This is a genomic window from Achromobacter sp. RW408 (assembly GCF_003184165.1).
Classification (GTDB): Bacteria; Pseudomonadota; Gammaproteobacteria; order Burkholderiales; family Burkholderiaceae_B; genus Achromobacter; species Achromobacter xylosoxidans.
On sequence record NZ_QHHO01000047.1, the window covers coordinates 206,236 to 221,425 of the forward strand.

Annotated in this window: 16 protein-coding genes and 1 riboswitch; of the genes, 7 read left to right on the forward strand and 9 right to left on the reverse strand. The window is 69.6% G+C overall.

All coding sequences use genetic code 11. From position 1 onward, the window contains the following. Window positions 1–7 precede the first annotated feature (7 nt). Together DK459_RS17175 and DK459_RS17180 are read right to left on the reverse strand one after the other, a co-directional pair. Window positions 8–760 (reverse strand): LysR substrate-binding domain-containing protein, encoded by a 753-nt coding sequence (locus DK459_RS17175; protein WP_110134939.1) that lies wholly within the window; start codon window positions 758–760, stop codon window positions 8–10. Window positions 761–790: 30 nt separating this feature from the next. Further along, complete coding sequence (locus tag DK459_RS17180; RefSeq protein ID WP_020928248.1) at window positions 791–1,552, reverse strand: MipA/OmpV family protein; 762 nt, start codon at window positions 1,550–1,552, stop codon at window positions 791–793. A 145-nt stretch (window positions 1,553–1,697) separates the two neighbouring features. Here DK459_RS17180 and DK459_RS17185 point away from each other — a divergent pair, with 145 nt between their 5' ends. Beyond that, the gene (locus DK459_RS17185; protein WP_006385125.1) at window positions 1,698–2,366 is read left to right on the forward strand and encodes a response regulator transcription factor; all 669 of its coding nucleotides are present in this window, start codon (window positions 1,698–1,700) and stop codon (window positions 2,364–2,366) included. After that, window positions 2,363–3,721, forward strand: a complete 1,359-nt coding sequence (locus DK459_RS17190; RefSeq protein ID WP_024069360.1) for an ATP-binding protein — start codon at window positions 2,363–2,365, stop codon at window positions 3,719–3,721. The genes DK459_RS17185 and DK459_RS17190 overlap by 4 nt, the downstream gene beginning before the upstream one ends. A 54-nt stretch (window positions 3,722–3,775) precedes the next feature. On the opposite strand, the gene DK459_RS17195 is transcribed toward DK459_RS17190, so the two are convergent. Both DK459_RS17195 and DK459_RS17200 read right to left on the reverse strand, forming a co-directional pair. Beyond that, window positions 3,776–4,762: a tripartite tricarboxylate transporter substrate binding protein gene (locus DK459_RS17195; RefSeq protein WP_054444104.1), complete on the reverse strand. Its 987-nt coding sequence runs from the start codon at window positions 4,760–4,762 to the stop codon at window positions 3,776–3,778. 18 nt (window positions 4,763–4,780) lie between these two features. Then, complete coding sequence (locus DK459_RS17200) at window positions 4,781–5,734, reverse strand: alpha/beta fold hydrolase (RefSeq protein WP_054498744.1); 954 nt, start codon at window positions 5,732–5,734, stop codon at window positions 4,781–4,783. A gap of 113 nt (window positions 5,735–5,847) precedes the next feature. On the opposite strand from DK459_RS17200, the gene DK459_RS17205 reads away from it, so the two are divergent. After that, the gene (locus tag DK459_RS17205) at window positions 5,848–6,765 is read left to right on the forward strand and encodes a LysR family transcriptional regulator (protein ID WP_020928244.1); all 918 of its coding nucleotides are present in this window, start codon (window positions 5,848–5,850) and stop codon (window positions 6,763–6,765) included. A gap of 130 nt (window positions 6,766–6,895) precedes the next feature. Then, the gene (locus DK459_RS17210; protein ID WP_006386309.1) at window positions 6,896–8,368 is read left to right on the forward strand and encodes a M20 family metallopeptidase; all 1,473 of its coding nucleotides are present in this window, start codon (window positions 6,896–6,898) and stop codon (window positions 8,366–8,368) included. A gap of 45 nt (window positions 8,369–8,413) precedes the next feature. On the opposite strand, the gene DK459_RS17215 is transcribed toward DK459_RS17210, so the two are convergent. Further along, window positions 8,414–8,794, reverse strand: a complete 381-nt coding sequence (locus tag DK459_RS17215; RefSeq protein WP_223203194.1) for a hypothetical protein — start codon at window positions 8,792–8,794, stop codon at window positions 8,414–8,416. 128 nt (window positions 8,795–8,922) lie between these two features. Next, window positions 8,923–9,294 carry a fluoride efflux transporter CrcB gene (crcB, locus tag DK459_RS17220; RefSeq protein WP_006386311.1) on the reverse strand — a complete coding sequence of 124 codons (372 nt, stop codon included), beginning with the start codon at window positions 9,292–9,294 and terminating at the stop codon, window positions 8,923–8,925. 163 nt (window positions 9,295–9,457) lie between these two features. Further along, window positions 9,458–9,521, reverse strand: a riboswitch (Fluoride riboswitch). Window positions 9,522–9,625: 104 nt separating this feature from the next. Here crcB and DK459_RS17225 point away from each other — a divergent pair. After that, complete coding sequence (locus DK459_RS17225) at window positions 9,626–10,186, forward strand: DUF1415 domain-containing protein (RefSeq protein ID WP_024069356.1); 561 nt, start codon at window positions 9,626–9,628, stop codon at window positions 10,184–10,186. A gap of 111 nt (window positions 10,187–10,297) precedes the next feature. Here DK459_RS17225 and DK459_RS17230 read toward each other — a convergent pair whose 3' ends face one another. The 3 genes from DK459_RS17230 to DK459_RS17240 all read right to left on the reverse strand — a co-directional run bounded on the left by DK459_RS17230 (window position 10,298) and on the right by DK459_RS17240 (window position 12,977). Further along, window positions 10,298–11,002: an SDR family NAD(P)-dependent oxidoreductase gene (locus DK459_RS17230; protein ID WP_024069355.1), complete on the reverse strand. Its 705-nt coding sequence runs from the start codon at window positions 11,000–11,002 to the stop codon at window positions 10,298–10,300. Beyond that, on the reverse strand, window positions 10,992–11,960 hold the full coding sequence (locus tag DK459_RS17235) for a tripartite tricarboxylate transporter substrate binding protein (RefSeq protein WP_054444097.1): 969 nt from the start codon (window positions 11,958–11,960) through the stop codon (window positions 10,992–10,994). The genes DK459_RS17230 and DK459_RS17235 overlap by 11 nt, the downstream gene beginning before the upstream one ends. Before the next feature lie 78 nt (window positions 11,961–12,038). Next, the gene (locus DK459_RS17240) at window positions 12,039–12,977 is read right to left on the reverse strand and encodes a dihydrodipicolinate synthase family protein (RefSeq protein WP_054444096.1); all 939 of its coding nucleotides are present in this window, start codon (window positions 12,975–12,977) and stop codon (window positions 12,039–12,041) included. 141 nt (window positions 12,978–13,118) lie between these two features. On the opposite strand from DK459_RS17240, the gene DK459_RS17245 reads away from it, so the two are divergent. Together DK459_RS17245 and DK459_RS17250 are read left to right on the forward strand one after the other, a co-directional pair. After that, window positions 13,119–14,042, forward strand: coding sequence for a LysR family transcriptional regulator (locus DK459_RS17245; protein ID WP_024069354.1), 924 nt, complete (start codon window positions 13,119–13,121; stop codon window positions 14,040–14,042). A 153-nt stretch (window positions 14,043–14,195) separates the two neighbouring features. Continuing rightward, window positions 14,196–15,188, forward strand: coding sequence for a tripartite tricarboxylate transporter substrate binding protein (locus tag DK459_RS17250; protein ID WP_006386317.1), 993 nt, complete (start codon window positions 14,196–14,198; stop codon window positions 15,186–15,188). Window positions 15,189–15,190: the final 2 nt, after the last annotated feature.

Consider the following 15,190-nt stretch of genomic DNA (forward strand, 5'->3'; position numbering starts at 1 on the left):
GGCGCCTTCAGGCCAGCGTCCGCGCCAGCCAGTCGATCAGGGCATGGGCTCGCGCCGGCAGGCGCCGGGAGCCCGTCAAGGCGTATAGGGTGACCGGCTCCAGTTCCCATCGCGGCAGCACCGGCACCAGCCCCGCGCCCCGCCAGACGGCCGCGCCCAGCGCGTGCAGCGCGGCGATGCCGACGCCGCGGGCGGCCAGTTGCAGCGCCATGGCGGGCGTGTCGACGCCATAGCGCTCGCGCGCCAGGACCACGACGCGCTCGGGGCCGCACCACAGGCGCCAGCGGGCGGGTCGTGTGTCATGGGCACGATGCGCGCCGACGTGCAGGCCGATGCAGTCGTGCATCGCCAGGTCGGCGGGATGCTCGGGCGCGGGCCGTCGCGCCAGATAACCGGGCGCCGCGTACAGGCTGGCGCGCAAGGCGCCCAGCCGGTGCGCCATCCATGCCGGGTCCGCCGGCGGTTCCAGACCGATCGAGATATCGCAGGGCTGCGGCGCCGCGTCCGCGCCGCCGGGCGAGTCCAACTGCATGGCCAGGTCCGGATGGCGCTCGGCGAAGGCCGCCAGCGCGGGGGCCAGCGCATGCCGCACGCTGGCGTCCGGCAAGCGCACGCGCAGCGCGCCGGCCTGGCCCACCGGCCGGTCGCGCAGGGACCCGCGCCGGCATGCGCGGGCCGGGGCCGCGTCGGCCGGAATGCGGCGCTGTTCCAGGTCGAGGCGGCCGTGTCCGCCCTGCGCCATGTCTTGCGTGAATTTCATCGATCCCGCTCCCGGCGCCACCGCGTTCGTTCAGAACGCGTAGACCACCCCGACGCTGCCGAACACGTTGGCGCGGCGCTCGGTCAGCGGGCTGTCGCGGGCGTCGCCCAGCAGCGTGTTCACGCCCACGGTGGTGACGGTGCTCCAGCTGGCGTCGATGCGATGCGACCAGGTGGCGAACAGGGCGGCGGATTTGAAGCCGGACGACGGCGAGTAGGTCGACAGCCCTTCGCGGCTGCGCGCGGCCTGCGAGGACGTGACGCCATACCAGGTCTGCATGTCGTCGTGGCTGGCCCACTGCGTGCTGGCGCCGAGGTTGACGCGGTTGGCGCCGTCCTGCCAGGCGGCATAGGTGGCGCGCAGTTCGAGCGTGCCGCCGTAGCCGCTGCGCGCCGCCTGGCGGTATGCCGCGCCCAATGAAAACGGACCCGGCGCCCATTCGACGAAGGCGCCATAGGTGCCGTGGAAATCGATGTCGTCCAGGCCCTTGGTGCGGTCGGCGTCGCTGGAATCGCGGCCCAGCGCCATGCCGACGAATACGCCGGCCTTCCAGTCGGGCGCCAGCGTGGTCTGCAGGCCCATCGCCGGCAGGCCGGCGCGCGGCGAGATGAAGAAATTGCCGGAATGGTAGTTGATCAGCGGCACCGGCAGGGCGCGGTATTCGCTGGAGCCCTGGTACACCGGCACGTAGCCGACGCCCAGGCCGATGAAATTGGTGCCAGATTGCTCGGCCTGCGCCGTGCCTGCGGCGCAGGCCAGGGCGGCGCCAGTTGCTAACATAGCCAGCTTCATTTGCGGGGAATTTCCTTTCTTTCGTGAACCGGTGCCCTGGCGCGAGCCAGGGGCACGACGAGCCGCCATTGTCGGAGCCGGCTTTTAAAAATTCTTTAAATCCAGGGCGCCACAATGGCGCGCCATGGACAGTCTGGGAGCGTTCTTGCAAGTTCTGCTGGTCGAAGATGACGCCATGCTCGGAGACGCCTTGCGATCCAGCATGGTGGGCGCGGGCCTGCGCGTCGATTGGGTGCGCGACGTGCCCGCCGCCCGGCTGGCGCTGGTCGAGCATGGCTACGGCGCGGTGCTGCTGGATCTGGGCCTGCCGGGCGGCAGCGGGTTGGCGGTGTTGAAACACCTGCGGGCGCGCTACGACGCCACGCCGGTGCTCATCATCACCGCCCGCGACCGCCTCAGCGAGCGGGTGCAGGGCCTGGATGCCGGCGCCGACGACTACATCGTCAAGCCGTTCCAGCTGGACGAACTGCTGGCGCGGCTGCGCGCCGTGGTGCGCCGCAGCAGCAATTCGGTGGTGTCGGTCTTGCGCTGCCGCGACGTGCAGCTGGATCCGGCGCGGCGCGTGGTGACGCGGGCCGGCGCCGAAGTGGTGCTCAGCGCCAGCGAGTACCGCACCCTGCTGGCGCTGATGGAACGCGCCGGCCAGACCGTCAGCCGCGAACAGCTGGAGGCCGCGGTCTACGGCGGCAGCGGCACCATCGAAAGCAATACCGTGGCGGTGTACGTCCACCAGCTCAGGCGCAAGCTCGGCGACGACCTGGTCGCCACCGTGCACGGCCTGGGTTATCGCATCGCCGCGGCGGACGCGGCATGAAGACGCTGCGCAAACGCCTGACCGTCACACTGCTGCTGACCCTGCTGTTGACCTGGGCGGCGGTGTTCATGTGCCAGCAGCACGCCATGAACGAGGCGCGCACCGGCATCCGCGACCAGTCCCTGGTCGACTCGGCCAACCAGACCATCCTGTCGCTGCGCCGCAGTCTGCTGGAGGAGCGGCCCGATGAGCGTTTCAAGCTGCCGCCGTCCAGCCATTTCCGCGGCGAGCGGACCACGGTGCAGATCTGGTCCAAGGGCGACCGGCGCCTGGCCCTGCGTTCGCCCGAGGCGCCGGACCAGCCGCTGAACCCGGACTTCGAAGACGGCTTTCGCGACAGCGTGATCGGCGACGACACCTGGCGCGTGTACTCGCTCAGCGACGCTTCCGGCCAGGTGCAGGTGCAGCTGGCGCGCGCCGACAGCGACCGGCGCGCCGAAGCCGTGGCCGCCTTCAAGCGCGGCCTGGTCATCGTGTCGGCGTTGTTCCTGCTGCTGGCGGCATCAACCTGGATCGTGGTGCGGCTGGCGTTCCGTCCGGTCGATCGCGCCGGTGACGCGATCCAGCGGCGCACGCCATTCGACCTGGCGCCGTTGCCGCTGGACCGCCTGCCGGGGGAATTGCATCCCTTCGTGCGCTCCATCAATGCCCTGCTGGTCCGGCTTCAGGCCGCCATGGACCACGAGCGCCGCTTCCTGGCCGATGCCGCGCATGAACTGCGCACGCCGCTGGCCGCGCTCAGCGCGCAGACCGAACTGCTGTCGCAGCGCATCGCCGACACGCCGGCCGCCGACGCCGCCGCCCCGTTGCGCGCGGTGGCGCAGCGCACGGCGCGCCTGGCCGAACAATTGCTGGACCAGGCGCGCATGGACGCGGTCAGTGAAACCGGCGCCGATCTCGACACCGTGTCGCTGGACGCGCTGGTGGTCCTGCTGGTGCGCGACGGCGAGGCGGCCGCGGCGCGCAAGCGCCAACGCATCCAGCTGGACGTCCAGGCCTGCGAGGTGCGCGGCGGCATGGATACGCTGGGCGTGCTGGTGCGCAACCTGCTCGACAACGCCCTGCGCTACACCCCCGAGGGCGGCCAGATCGCCGTGGCCTGCGGGCCGCACGAGCGGGGCGGGGCCTGGCTGCGGGTGGCCGACGATGGCCCCGGCATCGCGCCGGCCGAACGCGCGCGGGTGTTCGACCGCTTCTATCGCGCCCCGGGCGCCAACGGCGGCGGCAGCGGCATCGGCCTGTCGCTGGTGGCGCAGATCGCGGCGCGCCACGGCGCCGTGGTGGCCTTCGTGCCTGGCCTGAATGGCCGGGGCGTGGGCCTGATGGTCACTTTTCCCGCGACCGCGGCGGCATGAAAAGGGCCGGCCTGAATGGCCGGCCCGCGAACCAGGCGCGGTGGTGCGCGTGGTTTACTGATCCAGCTGGATCCTGGCGTCGGCCGCCACGTTCTTCCACTTCTTCACGTCGCTGGCGATCACGTTCTTGAACGCGTCGGACGTGCCGGCCACCACCGTGCCGCCCAGGCTGGCCAGCTTGGCCTTGACCTCGGGATTGTTCAGCGCCTTGACCGAGGCGTCGTGCAGCTTCTGCGTCACGTCGGCCGGCAGGCCCTTGGGCGCCAGCAGGCCGTTCCAGGCGTTGGCCTCGTAGCGCGGCAGGCCGGCTTCCTTGAAGGTCGGCGTGTCGGGCAGTTCCGGCGAACGGGCGTCGGCGGCGATGGCGATGGGACGGATCTGGCCGCCCTTGATGTACGGAAGCGAGGCCGGCACCGGCTCCCAGATCATCGACACCTGGCCGCTGATGACGTCGGTGAAGGCCGGGCCCGCGCCGCGGTAGGCGATGTGCATGAGCTTGGCGCCGGTCATCGACTTCATCAGCTCCATCGCCAGGTTGCCCAGGCCGCCCGCGCCCGACGAGGCGTAGGTGTACTTGTCCGGGTTGGCCTTGGCGGCGGCGATCAGGCCGTTCAGGTCGGCGGCGGGGAAGTCCTTGGTCACGCTCAGCACGCCGGGAACGGTCACCAGTTGCGTGATGGCGGTGAAGTCCTGCGCCGCGTCGTAGGTCAGGTTCTTGTAGACCGCCGGATTGGTGCCGTGGGTGCTGGACGAGGCCAGCAGCAGTACGTAGCCGTCGGGCGCCGCGTCGGCCACGAAGCGCGTGCCGATCGAGCCGCCCGCGCCGGCCTTGTTCTCGACCACCACGGTGGCGCCCAGTTCGGCGCCCAGCTGCGCCGCAAATACGCGGCCGATGATGTCGGCGGTGCCGCCGGGGGCGAACGGCACGATCAGGCGCACGGGCTTGTTGGGGTAGTCGGCCTGCTGCGCCGAGGCCGGGCCGGCGATCAGCGAGGCGCCGCTCAGCAACGCCACGGCGATTGCGGTTTTGGTCAGTTTCATGGTGTCTCCAGGCGAAGGTTAGTCGAGGCCGTTGAGCCAGTCGACGATGAGTTCGGCGATGCGGTCGCTGTTGCGGTCCAGCATGCAGAAATGGGAATTGCCGGCGATGCCGGCGGCGGGCAGGTCCAGCACGTCGGCGCGGCGGCCGGCCCGCCGCAGGGCGTCCCAGTAGGCGTCGGTCTGGGCGCGGTAGCGTTGCCAGGTGTCGTGGTGGTCGAAGTGGTCGCCCCATACCAGCAGTTGCGGGGGCAGGGAGCCGTCGACGCGTTCGGGCGTGCCGGTCGGTTCCACCGCCACTACCGCGCGGATCGGGCCGGGGCATTCGCGCGCCAGTTGCGTGGCGTAGCCGCCGCCCTGGCTGTGGCCGATGACGATGCAGGGGCCGGCCAGGTCGAGCAGTTCGCGATAGGCGTCCAGCGCCATGGCGTCGTGCGCCAGCCAGCGCGGCACGAACTGCTTGGCGAAGGTGTCGAAGGCGTCGGCCGGGAATTGCTGCCCCGGATGGGCGCCACGCGGCTGGCCGCGGGGCGCGTAGCCGTCGGCCGGGCCGATGCGGAACAGGTGCCAGGCTTCTTCCTTGGAACGGAAGATCGGCGCCGCGTCGTAGATCTGCGGGTACATCGCCCAGGAAGCGCGGCCGCGCTCGGGCGCGTCGGCCACGAATACGTCATAGCCGGATTGCAGCAGCCGCCAGAGCCAGCCCTGGCGGCCGTCGGGAGTGCTTTCCCATTGCGCGCCGCTCATGCCGCCGCCGTGCCACAGCAGCACCGGATGCGGATGGCGCGGCTCGGCCAGGCGGTATTCCTGCACGTAGAGCTGGCCGGCGCAGTAGCTGCCGTTCATGTCGATGGCGCGCGCGGCGCCGTTGCCCACCACCTGCCTGCGCAGCACCGGCAGCCCGCTGGCCACGGCCTCGCGGCCGCCCAGGAAGTGGCTGCGCAGGGATTTCAGCAAAATGGGGGCGTCGGGCATCGGCATCTCCAGGGGACGCCGTAATACTAGTTGTAACAAACGCTGGGTTTGTGCAGAATGTGCAGCGCTTGTGCCGATACGGCACAACCCCACGAAAGGACAACGGAGACGAAATGGACATCAAGTGGCTGGAGGACTTCGTGGCGTTGTCGAAGTCGCGCAACCTGTTCCAGGCGGCCGAGGCGCGCAATGTCACGCATCCGGCCTTCGGGCGCCGCATCAAGGCGCTGGAGGACTGGGCCGGCGTGCCGCTGGTCGAGCGCGGCCACCAGGTGTCGACGCTGAACGCGGCCGGGCGCAGCATGCTGGCGGCCGCCATCGACGTGCTGGACATCCTGCGCGAGACGCGCCAGGGCCTGCAGAAGCCCGAGCTGGAACGCAGCCGCCGCATCGCCATCGCCTCGGGCAAGACGCTGGCGCATTCGGTGCTGCCGGGGCTGATGGCCAAGGTGCAGCAGGGCATGCAGCCGTTCCAGTTGAAGGTGGTGACCACCACGCTCAACTACGGCATCGACATGCTGGCCGACGGCGAGGTCGACTTCCTGCTGTGCCACGCGCACGAGCCGCTGTACGCGCAGATCGACAATCCCGATTACCGCTGCCGCCGGGTTGGCGCCGACAAGCTGGTGGCCGTCAGCGCGCCGCTGGCGCCGGGCAGCCGCCATCCGCGCCACGCCGTGCCCAAGCTGGCCTCGGATCCGGCGGTGCCGTTCCTGGCGTACGCCGACAGCATGTCGCTGGGCCGCATCCTGCGCGACCGCCTGCGCGGCCTGTGCGTGCCGGCGCGGTTGCAGACCATGTACGAGTCGGACCTGGCGGACGCGCTGCATGCCATGGCGCGGCAGGGCTTCGGCCTGGCGTGGCTGCCCCACACGCTGGTCGAGTCCGACCTGCGCGCCGGCGTCCTGGCGCGGGCCGACAGCGCGCGCAACGACATCCACATGGAGATCCGGCTGTACCAGTCGGTGGCCAACGCCAAGCCGCTGGCGCGGCAGGTGTGGAGCCGGATCGAGGCGTACGCGGCGCGCTAGGGTGGAGGGCGGCGCCAGCCGGCACCGTTTTTCCGGCGCCGCGCGACAAACAGGGACAAAAGATGCCGGCGGCGCCCGGCAGGCATAAAATGGCGGATTATTCCGCTTCCCGACCACAGGATCCCGCGCCATGAACGCACGCATCCCCGACGACGCACTACCTCCTACCCTCGATCCGAAGGCTCTGCAGGCTTTTGTGGACGACAAGTGGGACAACGAGATCATCCCCGCGCTGACCGACTACATCGCCATCCCGGCCAAGAGCCCGGCGTTCGATGCCGACTGGGAAAAGAACGCGTTCATCGAGCGCGTGGTGCGCGACGCGGCGCAGTGGGTCGAAGCCCAGAAGGTCTCGGGCCTGAAACTGGAAGTGGTGCGCCTGCCGGGCCGCACGCCGGTGATCTTCTTCGACGCGCCCGCCACCCGCAGCGACAACGGCGACACCGTGCTGCTGTACGGCCACCTGGACAAGCAGCCGGAATTCTCCGGCTGGCGCGCCGGCCTGGGCCCCTGGACCCCCAAGTACGAAGACGGCAAGCTCTACGGCCGCGGCGGCGCCGACGACGGCTACGCCGTGTACGCCTCGCTCACCGCCATCATGGCGCTGGACAAGCAGGGCATCCCGCGCCCGCGCTGCGTCGGCATCGTCGAGACCTGTGAGGAATCCGGCAGCTACGACCTGCTGCCCTACGTCGACGCGCTGCGCGACCGCCTGGGCAACGTGGCGCTGGTGGTGTGCCTGGATTCGGGGGCCGGCAACTACGACCAGCTGTGGATGACCACGTCGCTGCGCGGCATGGTCTCGGGCACGCTGGAAGTGCAGGTGCTGGACGAAGGCGTGCACTCGGGCGATTCCAGCGGCGTGGTGCCGTCGTCGTTCCGCATCCTGCGCCACCTGCTGGACCGCCTGGAAGACAGCGCCACCGGCCGCCTGCTGCCGCAAAGCCTGCATTGCGAGATTCCCGCCGACCGCATCGAACAGGTGCACGCCACCGCCCGCATCCTGGGCGACGAAGTCTGGCGCCGCTTCCCCTGGAGCTGCGGCGCCGACGGCGGCTTCGTGCTGCCCATGACCACCGAGCCGGAACAGGCGCTGTTGAACCGCACCTGGCGTCCGACCCTGTCGGTGACCGGCGCCGAAGGCCTGCCGCCGCTGTCCAGCGCCGGCAACGTGCTGCGTCCGCGCACCGCCTTCAAGCTGTCGCTGCGCCTGCCGCCGCTGGTCGACGCCGTTGCCGCCTCGGAGGAGATCAAGGCCTTGCTGGAAGCCGACGCGCCCTACAACGCCAAGGTCATCTTCAAGGCCAACGAGGGCGCCGCCACCGGCTGGAACGCGCCGGCCTCGGCGCCGTGGCTGACCCAGGCGCTGGATGCCGCCTCGCAGCAGTACTATGGCGCTCCCTGCGGCTACATCGGCCAGGGCGGCACCATTCCGCTGATGAGCATGCTGCAGAAGGGCTTCCCCAAGGCGCAGTTCATGGTCTGCGGCGTGCTGGGCCCCAAGTCCAATGCCCACGGCCCGAATGAATTCCTGCACGTGCCCTACGGCAAGAAGCTGACCGCAGCGGTCGCGCAGACCATGGCGGCGATGCCGGCGGCCTGATCGGCGTTGGCGGAGGAAAGAAAGCCCGGCCTGGCCGGGCTTTTTTCATGGCGTCGCGGCGGCGCGGTGCGCCGAGGGGCGGAAGACCACGTGGAGCGAAGCGTTGGAGGTCACGCGCAGGATCACGTCCGCGCGGGGGCGGCGTGAAAGGCAGTGGGCAAGAGACTGCAGCAGCAGCCACAGCCAGACAAGCAGGAAAGCGGCTTCCACAAACACGTGGGTGATCAGCCTGCCGGGAGATTCATTCAGGGGGGCGAGCCGCACGACGCTGTGCAAGCCGTCTTCGGCCAGCAACGCCCGCATGCGCGCCGTCAGGCTATTCATGGCATCGATGTTTTCGATGTAGAAGTCTTCGCGTCGCCGTAGCAGCGCCGCCAGCGCTTCGTCGGACAGGTGGTCGGCGAAATAGGTGAGCGCGATGGCCATCCGTTTCTCTCGTGGGGGGCGTGGCGCCACGCTAGCACAGCCCCGTCTCGCGGCGCCACAGGCTCCGGCAATGTCGGACGGAGGGTGGATGGCGAGCGCGACCATCAAGGGCGCCCCGGCCACCGCTATCACAGCGTCCGCACCAGCGCCATCGCCCCGAACAGCGCCGCCAGCCCCAGCCCGAGCGACAGGCCGGCGTACAGCAGTGCGGTGCTGATGCGCCCCTGTTCCACATGCAGTGCCGTTTCCAGCGCGAAGGTCGAGAAGGTGGTGAAGCCGCCGACGATGCCGGTGGTCAGGAACAGCCGGGTCGGTTGCGACACCGAGAACTTCAGCGCCAGCAGTTCGGTGATCAGCCCCATGACGAAGCAGCCGATGACGTTGGTGGCCAGGGTGGCGTAGGGGAAGGCAATCCAGCCCAGGCGCAACGCGGCCAGGCTCATGCCGTAGCGAGCGGCCGAGCCGAGGCCGCCACCGATGAAAACCAGCAATAGATTCAAGATTTCTCTCCAGGTGAAACGATGGAGAGCAACAGCCTGGGGCTTGTCCACGGGCCGCGCCGGTTGAAGGCGCGGGCGGCCAGCGACGAGGTCGCGGCCCGAAAAACAAGAAACCCGCCGCGGCGGGTTTTGTCTGGACGGCACCCGCTGCGGGCATGTTGCCCGGTCAGCAGGAGCCATCAGCCGAGGGATCGGCGGTTTTGGGAAGCTCCATTCCCATTGCGATCGATTGTATCCCAGGCGTGGCGGCAGGGCGTTGGCCCACGATGAACCCGGTCGCGGCGCCTCCCACCTGGTCGCCTATACTCGCGTTTTGCCAGGACTGCCCGCCATGATTTCCACTTCCGACGCCTACGCCAACGTGGTTGCCGAAACCCGCCATTGGCTCACCCAGGCCGTGATCGGCCTGAATCTCTGTCCGTTCGCCAAAGCGGTCCAGGTCAAGGACCAGATCCGCTTTGCCGTCAGCGATGCCACCGACGCCGAAGGCGTCCTGACCGACCTGCAGGACGAACTGGCCCTGCTGGCCGAGGCCGATCCGGAGAAGATCGACACCACGCTGCTGATCATTCCCGACGCGCTCGACGATTTCCTGGAGTTCAACGACTTCGAAGACCTGTCGGACCGCCTGCTCAAGCGCATGCGCCTGGTGGGGGAGTTGCAGGTGGCCACGTTCCACCCGCAGTTCCAGTTCGCCGACACCCAGCCGGACGATATCGAGAACTACACCAACCGGTCGCCGTATCCCATCCTGCACCTGCTGCGAGAGGACAGCATCGACCGCGCGGTCGAGTCCTTCCCGGACGCCGCCGAGATCTACGAGAAGAACATCGACACGATGCAGCGGCTGGGCCTGGAAGGCTGGAAGCGGTTGATGAGCAAGCCCGCCTGAAGCCGGGCGCGGCCGGCGGCGAAGGCCGTCGGCGCGGTTGTCGCATCTGTCGGGACGCCTCCGCATAAGGGCGCGACCGCGCGGGGCACGGTCGGCCGTGCGAACCTGGGTTCAGCGGGGCAACGAAGCCCCGCCGCAGATGGCGATGTCCTGACCGGTGATGGCGGCCGCCTCGGCGGACAGCAGGAACGCCACCAGGGCCGCGATCTCGCCGGGCTGTATCAGCCTGCCGATCGGGGGCATGCGGGCCGGACTGACGGCCCGGGCGGGGTCTTCCAGCATGCCCGTCTGCGTGGCGGCCGGGGACACCACGTTCACCGTGACGCCCTGGCCGGCCAGTTCCGCGCCCCAACTGTGCGCCAGCGCCACCAGCGCCGCCTTGGACGCGGCATATTGGCCGCGGCCGGGCATGCCCTGGGCCACGCGGCTGCCGACCAGCACCACGCGGCCGCCGCCTTGCGCGACCATCGCCGGCGCCAGATCGCGGGTCAACCGGACCGCGGCATCGACGTGCAGTTTCCACATTAGTTCGCCATCGGCGGATTCCGATTGCGCCAGCGGCGCCACCCGCAACAGCCCGGCCGCATGCACCAGGGCCGTGGCATTGTCCAGACCCTGCAAGGCCCGATGGGTGGCGGCGTCGTCACACAGGTCGACCGTGACATGCCGGTAGGCGGGATGCCGCGTCACGGCCGGCCCGAGGTCCAGTCCGGTCACGCGCCAGCGGCCATCCAGCAGCCGCTGCACGATCGCCTGGCCGATGCCGCCGGTGGCGCCAGTGACGACCGCGTGGCCTGGGGTGGGATCAGTCGACATGGATGTGGCCTTCTTCGATGATTTTGCGCGAGCGCGCCATATCGTCCTTCTGGAAACGCGTGAACCCGGCCGTGGTGATAGGCGTGATCGTCACGCCCAGCTGTTCGTACTTGGCCGCCATGCCCGAGGACAGGGCCTTGTTGACCTCGGCGTTGAGCTTCTCGACGATCGTCGCGGGGGTGCCGGCCGGCGCCCACAGGCCGTACCAGCTGTAGTACTGGTAGCCGGGCAGCACTTCGCCCACCGTGGGCACGTCGGGCAGGTTGGGCAGGCGCGTTTCCGAGGTGACGGCGAGGATCTTCAGCATGCCGCCCTTGTAGTACGACAGGGCGCCCAGCACCGGGTCGATGAATCCGTCGATGCGCCCGCCCACCAGATCCTGCAGCGCGGGCGAGGTGCCGCGGTACGGGATGACCATGTAGTCCAGGCCGCCCTGGCGCTTGAGCAGTTCGGTGGCCAGGTGACCGGCCGATCCGATCGAGCCGACGGCGAAGGTCAGTTTGCCCGGATTCTGCTTGGCATAGGCCAGCAGGCCGGCCAGGTCGGACACCGGCAGGTCCTTCTTGACCGAGACCGACAGTGGCGCCTTGCCGGCCATGGCGACGGGCACGAAATTCTTGTCGACGTCGAAAGGCACGGACTTCATCGTCATCGGCGCCGTGGTGAAGGTCGAGGCGTTAAAGAGCAGGGTGTAGCCGTCGGCCGGCGACCGGGCCACGACGTCGGCGCCGATGATGCCGTTGCCGCCCGAACGGTTTTCCACCACGAAGCTCTGGCCGGTCTGCTCGCTTAGTTTCTGCGCCACGTCGCGGCCCAGCATGTCGAGCGTGCCGCCCGGCGGGAAGGGGATCACGAACCGCACCTGGCGCGCGGGGTAGGCGGCCTCGGCGTGCGCCGCGGCGGCGCCAAGCGCCGTGCACAGGGCCAGCGCGGCGCGCAACAGAATGGTTTTTCGCATGATGTGTCTCCTCTGGTTTTGATGTCGTCGCGGCGTGGCCGGGGCTGTCCCGCCCCTTGGCCGCCGCGCGATGCGGCGTCAGCGCGCCAGCAGTTCCGCCTTGGCCAGGGCGGCGCGCAGCGCGTCCATCTCGGCCGCGCCGGGGGCTTCGGTGGGCGGACGCACCGCGGCGCTCTCCAGCACGCCGGCCAGGTACATGCCGGCCTTCATGCGGGCATGCGCTTCGCCAGTGGGCTCGCCGGCGCCGTACACCGCGTCCTTGAGCGGGGTGATCAGCGCCTGCACCGCCTGGGCGCGCTTCAGATCGCCGGCCTTCACCGCCTCCCACAGGTCGATGATGAGCTGCGGGATGAAGGTGGCGAAGCCGACCAGCGCGCCGTCCACGTCCTGCACCATCGAGGCCAGCAGGTATTCGTCGTGGCAGGTGAGAATGGCCTTGGAGGCATCGGCGTCGCGCAGCGCCTGGATGTCGCGGGCATACTTGTTCATGTCGCGCTGGCCGACCTTGAAGGCCTGCACGTAGGGCAGCCGCGCCAGGTCGGCCAGCAGGCTCGACGAATAGGACGCGCGCGTCCACGCCGGATAGACGTGGCAGACCAGGTCGAGATCGGGCGCGGCCTCGTGGATGGCCTGGAAGTATTCCAGCGCGTGGCCGGGCGTGAAGCCGAAACGCAACCAGTGGTGGGGCGGCATCACATCCAGCGCGGCGGCGCCGGCGGCGCGCGCGGCGCGGGCGTGTTCGGCGGCCTCGGCGATGCCTTCGCATACGATCGAGGAAATCACGGGCAGCCTGCCGCGCAGCTCGTCGGCCACGATGCGGGTGACCTGCGCGCGTTCGGCGGGCGTCAGCGAAAACACCTCGCCGGTGTGGCCGTTGGTCATGACGGCGACCACGCCATCGTGGCCCGCCAGCCAGCTGGCCAGGCGGCGCAGCGCGGGCTCGTCGATGCGGCGGTCGGCGGTGAACGGGCAGGCGATCGCGGGGATGATGCCACGGTAATTCGGGATGGAAGGCATGGGTGTTTTCCAGGTCCTGTGGGTGGGGGAATGGCCGCTATGATTGCGGCATCCCCTTTGGGCCGTCCAATACTCGAATTGCATAGAATTATCTATGTTGCGCTGCAAACAATCATGGGACCTGGAAACCGACCTCTGGACATGAATTGGCTGGAGGATTTCCTCGCGCTGGCCGACACCGGAAGTTTCTCGCGCGCGGCGGAAGCGCGCGCCATCGCGCAGCCGGCGTTCAGCCGCCACATCCGCGCGCTGGAGGAATGGGTGGGCGCCGACCTGTGCGATCGCAGCTCGCACCCCACCGAACTGACCGCCGCCGGCCGCCGCTTCCTGCCGCTGCTCAAGCAGGTGCTGGCCGACCTGGAGGCGGCGCGCATCAAGGCGGTCGCGGCCCATGCGCAGGATGCCGCCAGCCTGCGCTTCGCGGCGACCCATCTGCTGTCGCTGACCTTCTTTCCGAAATGGCTGGCCGGCCTGGAAGCGGACATGGAAGTCGGCGCGATCCAGATGATGTCCGACAGCTTCCAGGCCTGCGAAGACCTGATGGCGCAGCGCCGCGTGCAGTTCCTGCTGTGCCACCGGCATCCGCGCGTGGCCAGCCGCCTGGATGAAACCGCCTATCCCATGGTGCGGCTGGGCACCGATACGCTGGTGCCGGTCAGCGCGCCGGGCGGATCGGCCGCGCCGGCGCATCGCCTGGCGGGCGAGGGCGCCGTGGACTTCCTGGCCTATGGGCCGGCCTCGGGCCTGGGGCGCATCGTGGCCAGCCAATTGCGCAAGAAGGACCTCGGCGAGGAACGCATACGCGCCACCTTCGTCGGGCCGCACGCCACGTTGCTGCGGACCATGGCGGTGCAGGGCCGTGGCGTCGCCTGGCTGCCGAACATGCTGGTGCGCGAGGACCTGGCGCAGGGCAGGCTGGTGCGCGCCGGCGGCCAGGAATGGGACATTCCGCTGGAGATCTGCCTGTTCCGCCAGCCGACCGACATGGCCGCGGTGGCCGAGCAACTGTGGCGGCTGGCCGCGGCGCGCGCGGCGGGGCAGGCCGCCGACCCGGGATATCCCTAGATAGCCCCCGCGCCATATTGCATACAAGATACCGTCATTGAGACCCCCCGCCGTTCGGCGGGCGGCCTGTGCTTCCTTCCCCCTTGTTCATCGCATGGCTCGCGCGGCCGCCTGTCGCGCGGACGTCGTGCGCGCCTGTCTGGAGAGAGCCTTATGCCGTTCACCCGCCGCCACGCCCTGGGCGCGCTTGCCGCGCTGCCGTTGATGCCTCGCCTGGCGCATGCCCAGGCCCAGGCCAATTTCCCCACCCGTCCCGTGCGCCTGCTGGTCGGCTTCGCGCCCGGCGGCCTGACCGACATCGCCGCGCGCGCGCTGGCCGAACGCATGGGCAAGGTCCTGAAGGGCAGCGTGGTGGTCGAGAACCGGCCGGGCGGCCAGGCCATCATCGCCACGGTGGCGGTGGCGCGGGCCGAACCCGACGGCTACACGCTGGGCTTTGCCGGCACCAACGGCATGATCCTGAACCCCTTGCTCTACAACAACCTGCCGTACCAGCAGTCGGACTTCAAGCAGCTGGGTTCGATGGGCAAGTCGCCGATGCTGCTGATCGTGCATCCGGCGCTGGGCGTCAAGAACGTGCAGGAATTCATCGCGCTGGCCAAGAAGAAGCCGGGCGACATCACTTGCGCCCATGCCGGGCGCGGCGTCATCAACCACCTGGCGCTGCTGCATTTCCAGTCCAAGACCGGCACCCAGTTCCAGGACGTGCCCTACAAGGGCAGCGGCCCGGCGCTGCTGGACCTGATGGCGGGCACGGTGCAGAGCACCTTCGATTTCCCGACGTCGGCGCTGCCCAACATCCAGTCGGGCAAGCTGCAGGTGCTGGCGGTGACGGCCGACCAGCGCCTGTCGAGCCTGCCGGACGTGCCGACCATGAAGGAGGCCGGCGTCGACGGCTTTGAACTCTATACCCGCATGATGATCTCGGGGCCGGCGGCGATGCCGGCGGAGGTGGTCAGGACGCTGGAGCATGCGGTGCGCGAAGGCACGCGCGATCCCAGCCTGGTCAAGCAGTTCGCCGAGCAGGGCGTGACCGTGGAGTTCACCTCGTCGGCCGACCTGGACCGCGTCATCGCCGAGGAATCCGCCATGTGGGCCGGCGTGATCCGCGCCAACAACGTGCCCAAGACCGACCTGAAAGGCTGAGG

Excerpts from the sequence above, each read along its gene's own strand:
- DK459_RS17175 (WP_110134939.1), bottom strand. The coding sequence starts at position 760 with ATGAAATTCACGCAAGACATGGCGCAGGGCGGACACGGCCGCCTCGAC.
- DK459_RS17180 (WP_020928248.1), bottom strand. The coding sequence starts at position 1,552 with ATGAAGCTGGCTATGTTAGCAACTGGCGCCGCCCTGGCCTGCGCCGCA.
- DK459_RS17190 (WP_024069360.1), top strand. The coding sequence starts at position 2,363 with ATGAAGACGCTGCGCAAACGCCTGACCGTCACACTGCTGCTGACCCTG.
- DK459_RS17195 (WP_054444104.1), bottom strand. The coding sequence starts at position 4,762 with ATGAAACTGACCAAAACCGCAATCGCCGTGGCGTTGCTGAGCGGCGCC.
- DK459_RS17200 (WP_054498744.1), bottom strand. The coding sequence starts at position 5,734 with ATGCCCGACGCCCCCATTTTGCTGAAATCCCTGCGCAGCCACTTCCTG.
- DK459_RS17205 (WP_020928244.1), top strand. The coding sequence starts at position 5,848 with ATGGACATCAAGTGGCTGGAGGACTTCGTGGCGTTGTCGAAGTCGCGC.
- DK459_RS17210 (WP_006386309.1), top strand. The coding sequence starts at position 6,896 with ATGAACGCACGCATCCCCGACGACGCACTACCTCCTACCCTCGATCCG.
- DK459_RS17215 (WP_223203194.1), bottom strand. The coding sequence starts at position 8,794 with ATGGCCATCGCGCTCACCTATTTCGCCGACCACCTGTCCGACGAAGCG.
- DK459_RS17225 (WP_024069356.1), top strand. The coding sequence starts at position 9,626 with ATGATTTCCACTTCCGACGCCTACGCCAACGTGGTTGCCGAAACCCGC.
- DK459_RS17230 (WP_024069355.1), bottom strand. The coding sequence starts at position 11,002 with ATGTCGACTGATCCCACCCCAGGCCACGCGGTCGTCACTGGCGCCACC.
- DK459_RS17235 (WP_054444097.1), bottom strand. The coding sequence starts at position 11,960 with ATGCGAAAAACCATTCTGTTGCGCGCCGCGCTGGCCCTGTGCACGGCG.
- DK459_RS17240 (WP_054444096.1), bottom strand. The coding sequence starts at position 12,977 with ATGCCTTCCATCCCGAATTACCGTGGCATCATCCCCGCGATCGCCTGC.
- DK459_RS17245 (WP_024069354.1), top strand. The coding sequence starts at position 13,119 with ATGAATTGGCTGGAGGATTTCCTCGCGCTGGCCGACACCGGAAGTTTC.
- DK459_RS17250 (WP_006386317.1), top strand. The coding sequence starts at position 14,196 with ATGCCGTTCACCCGCCGCCACGCCCTGGGCGCGCTTGCCGCGCTGCCG.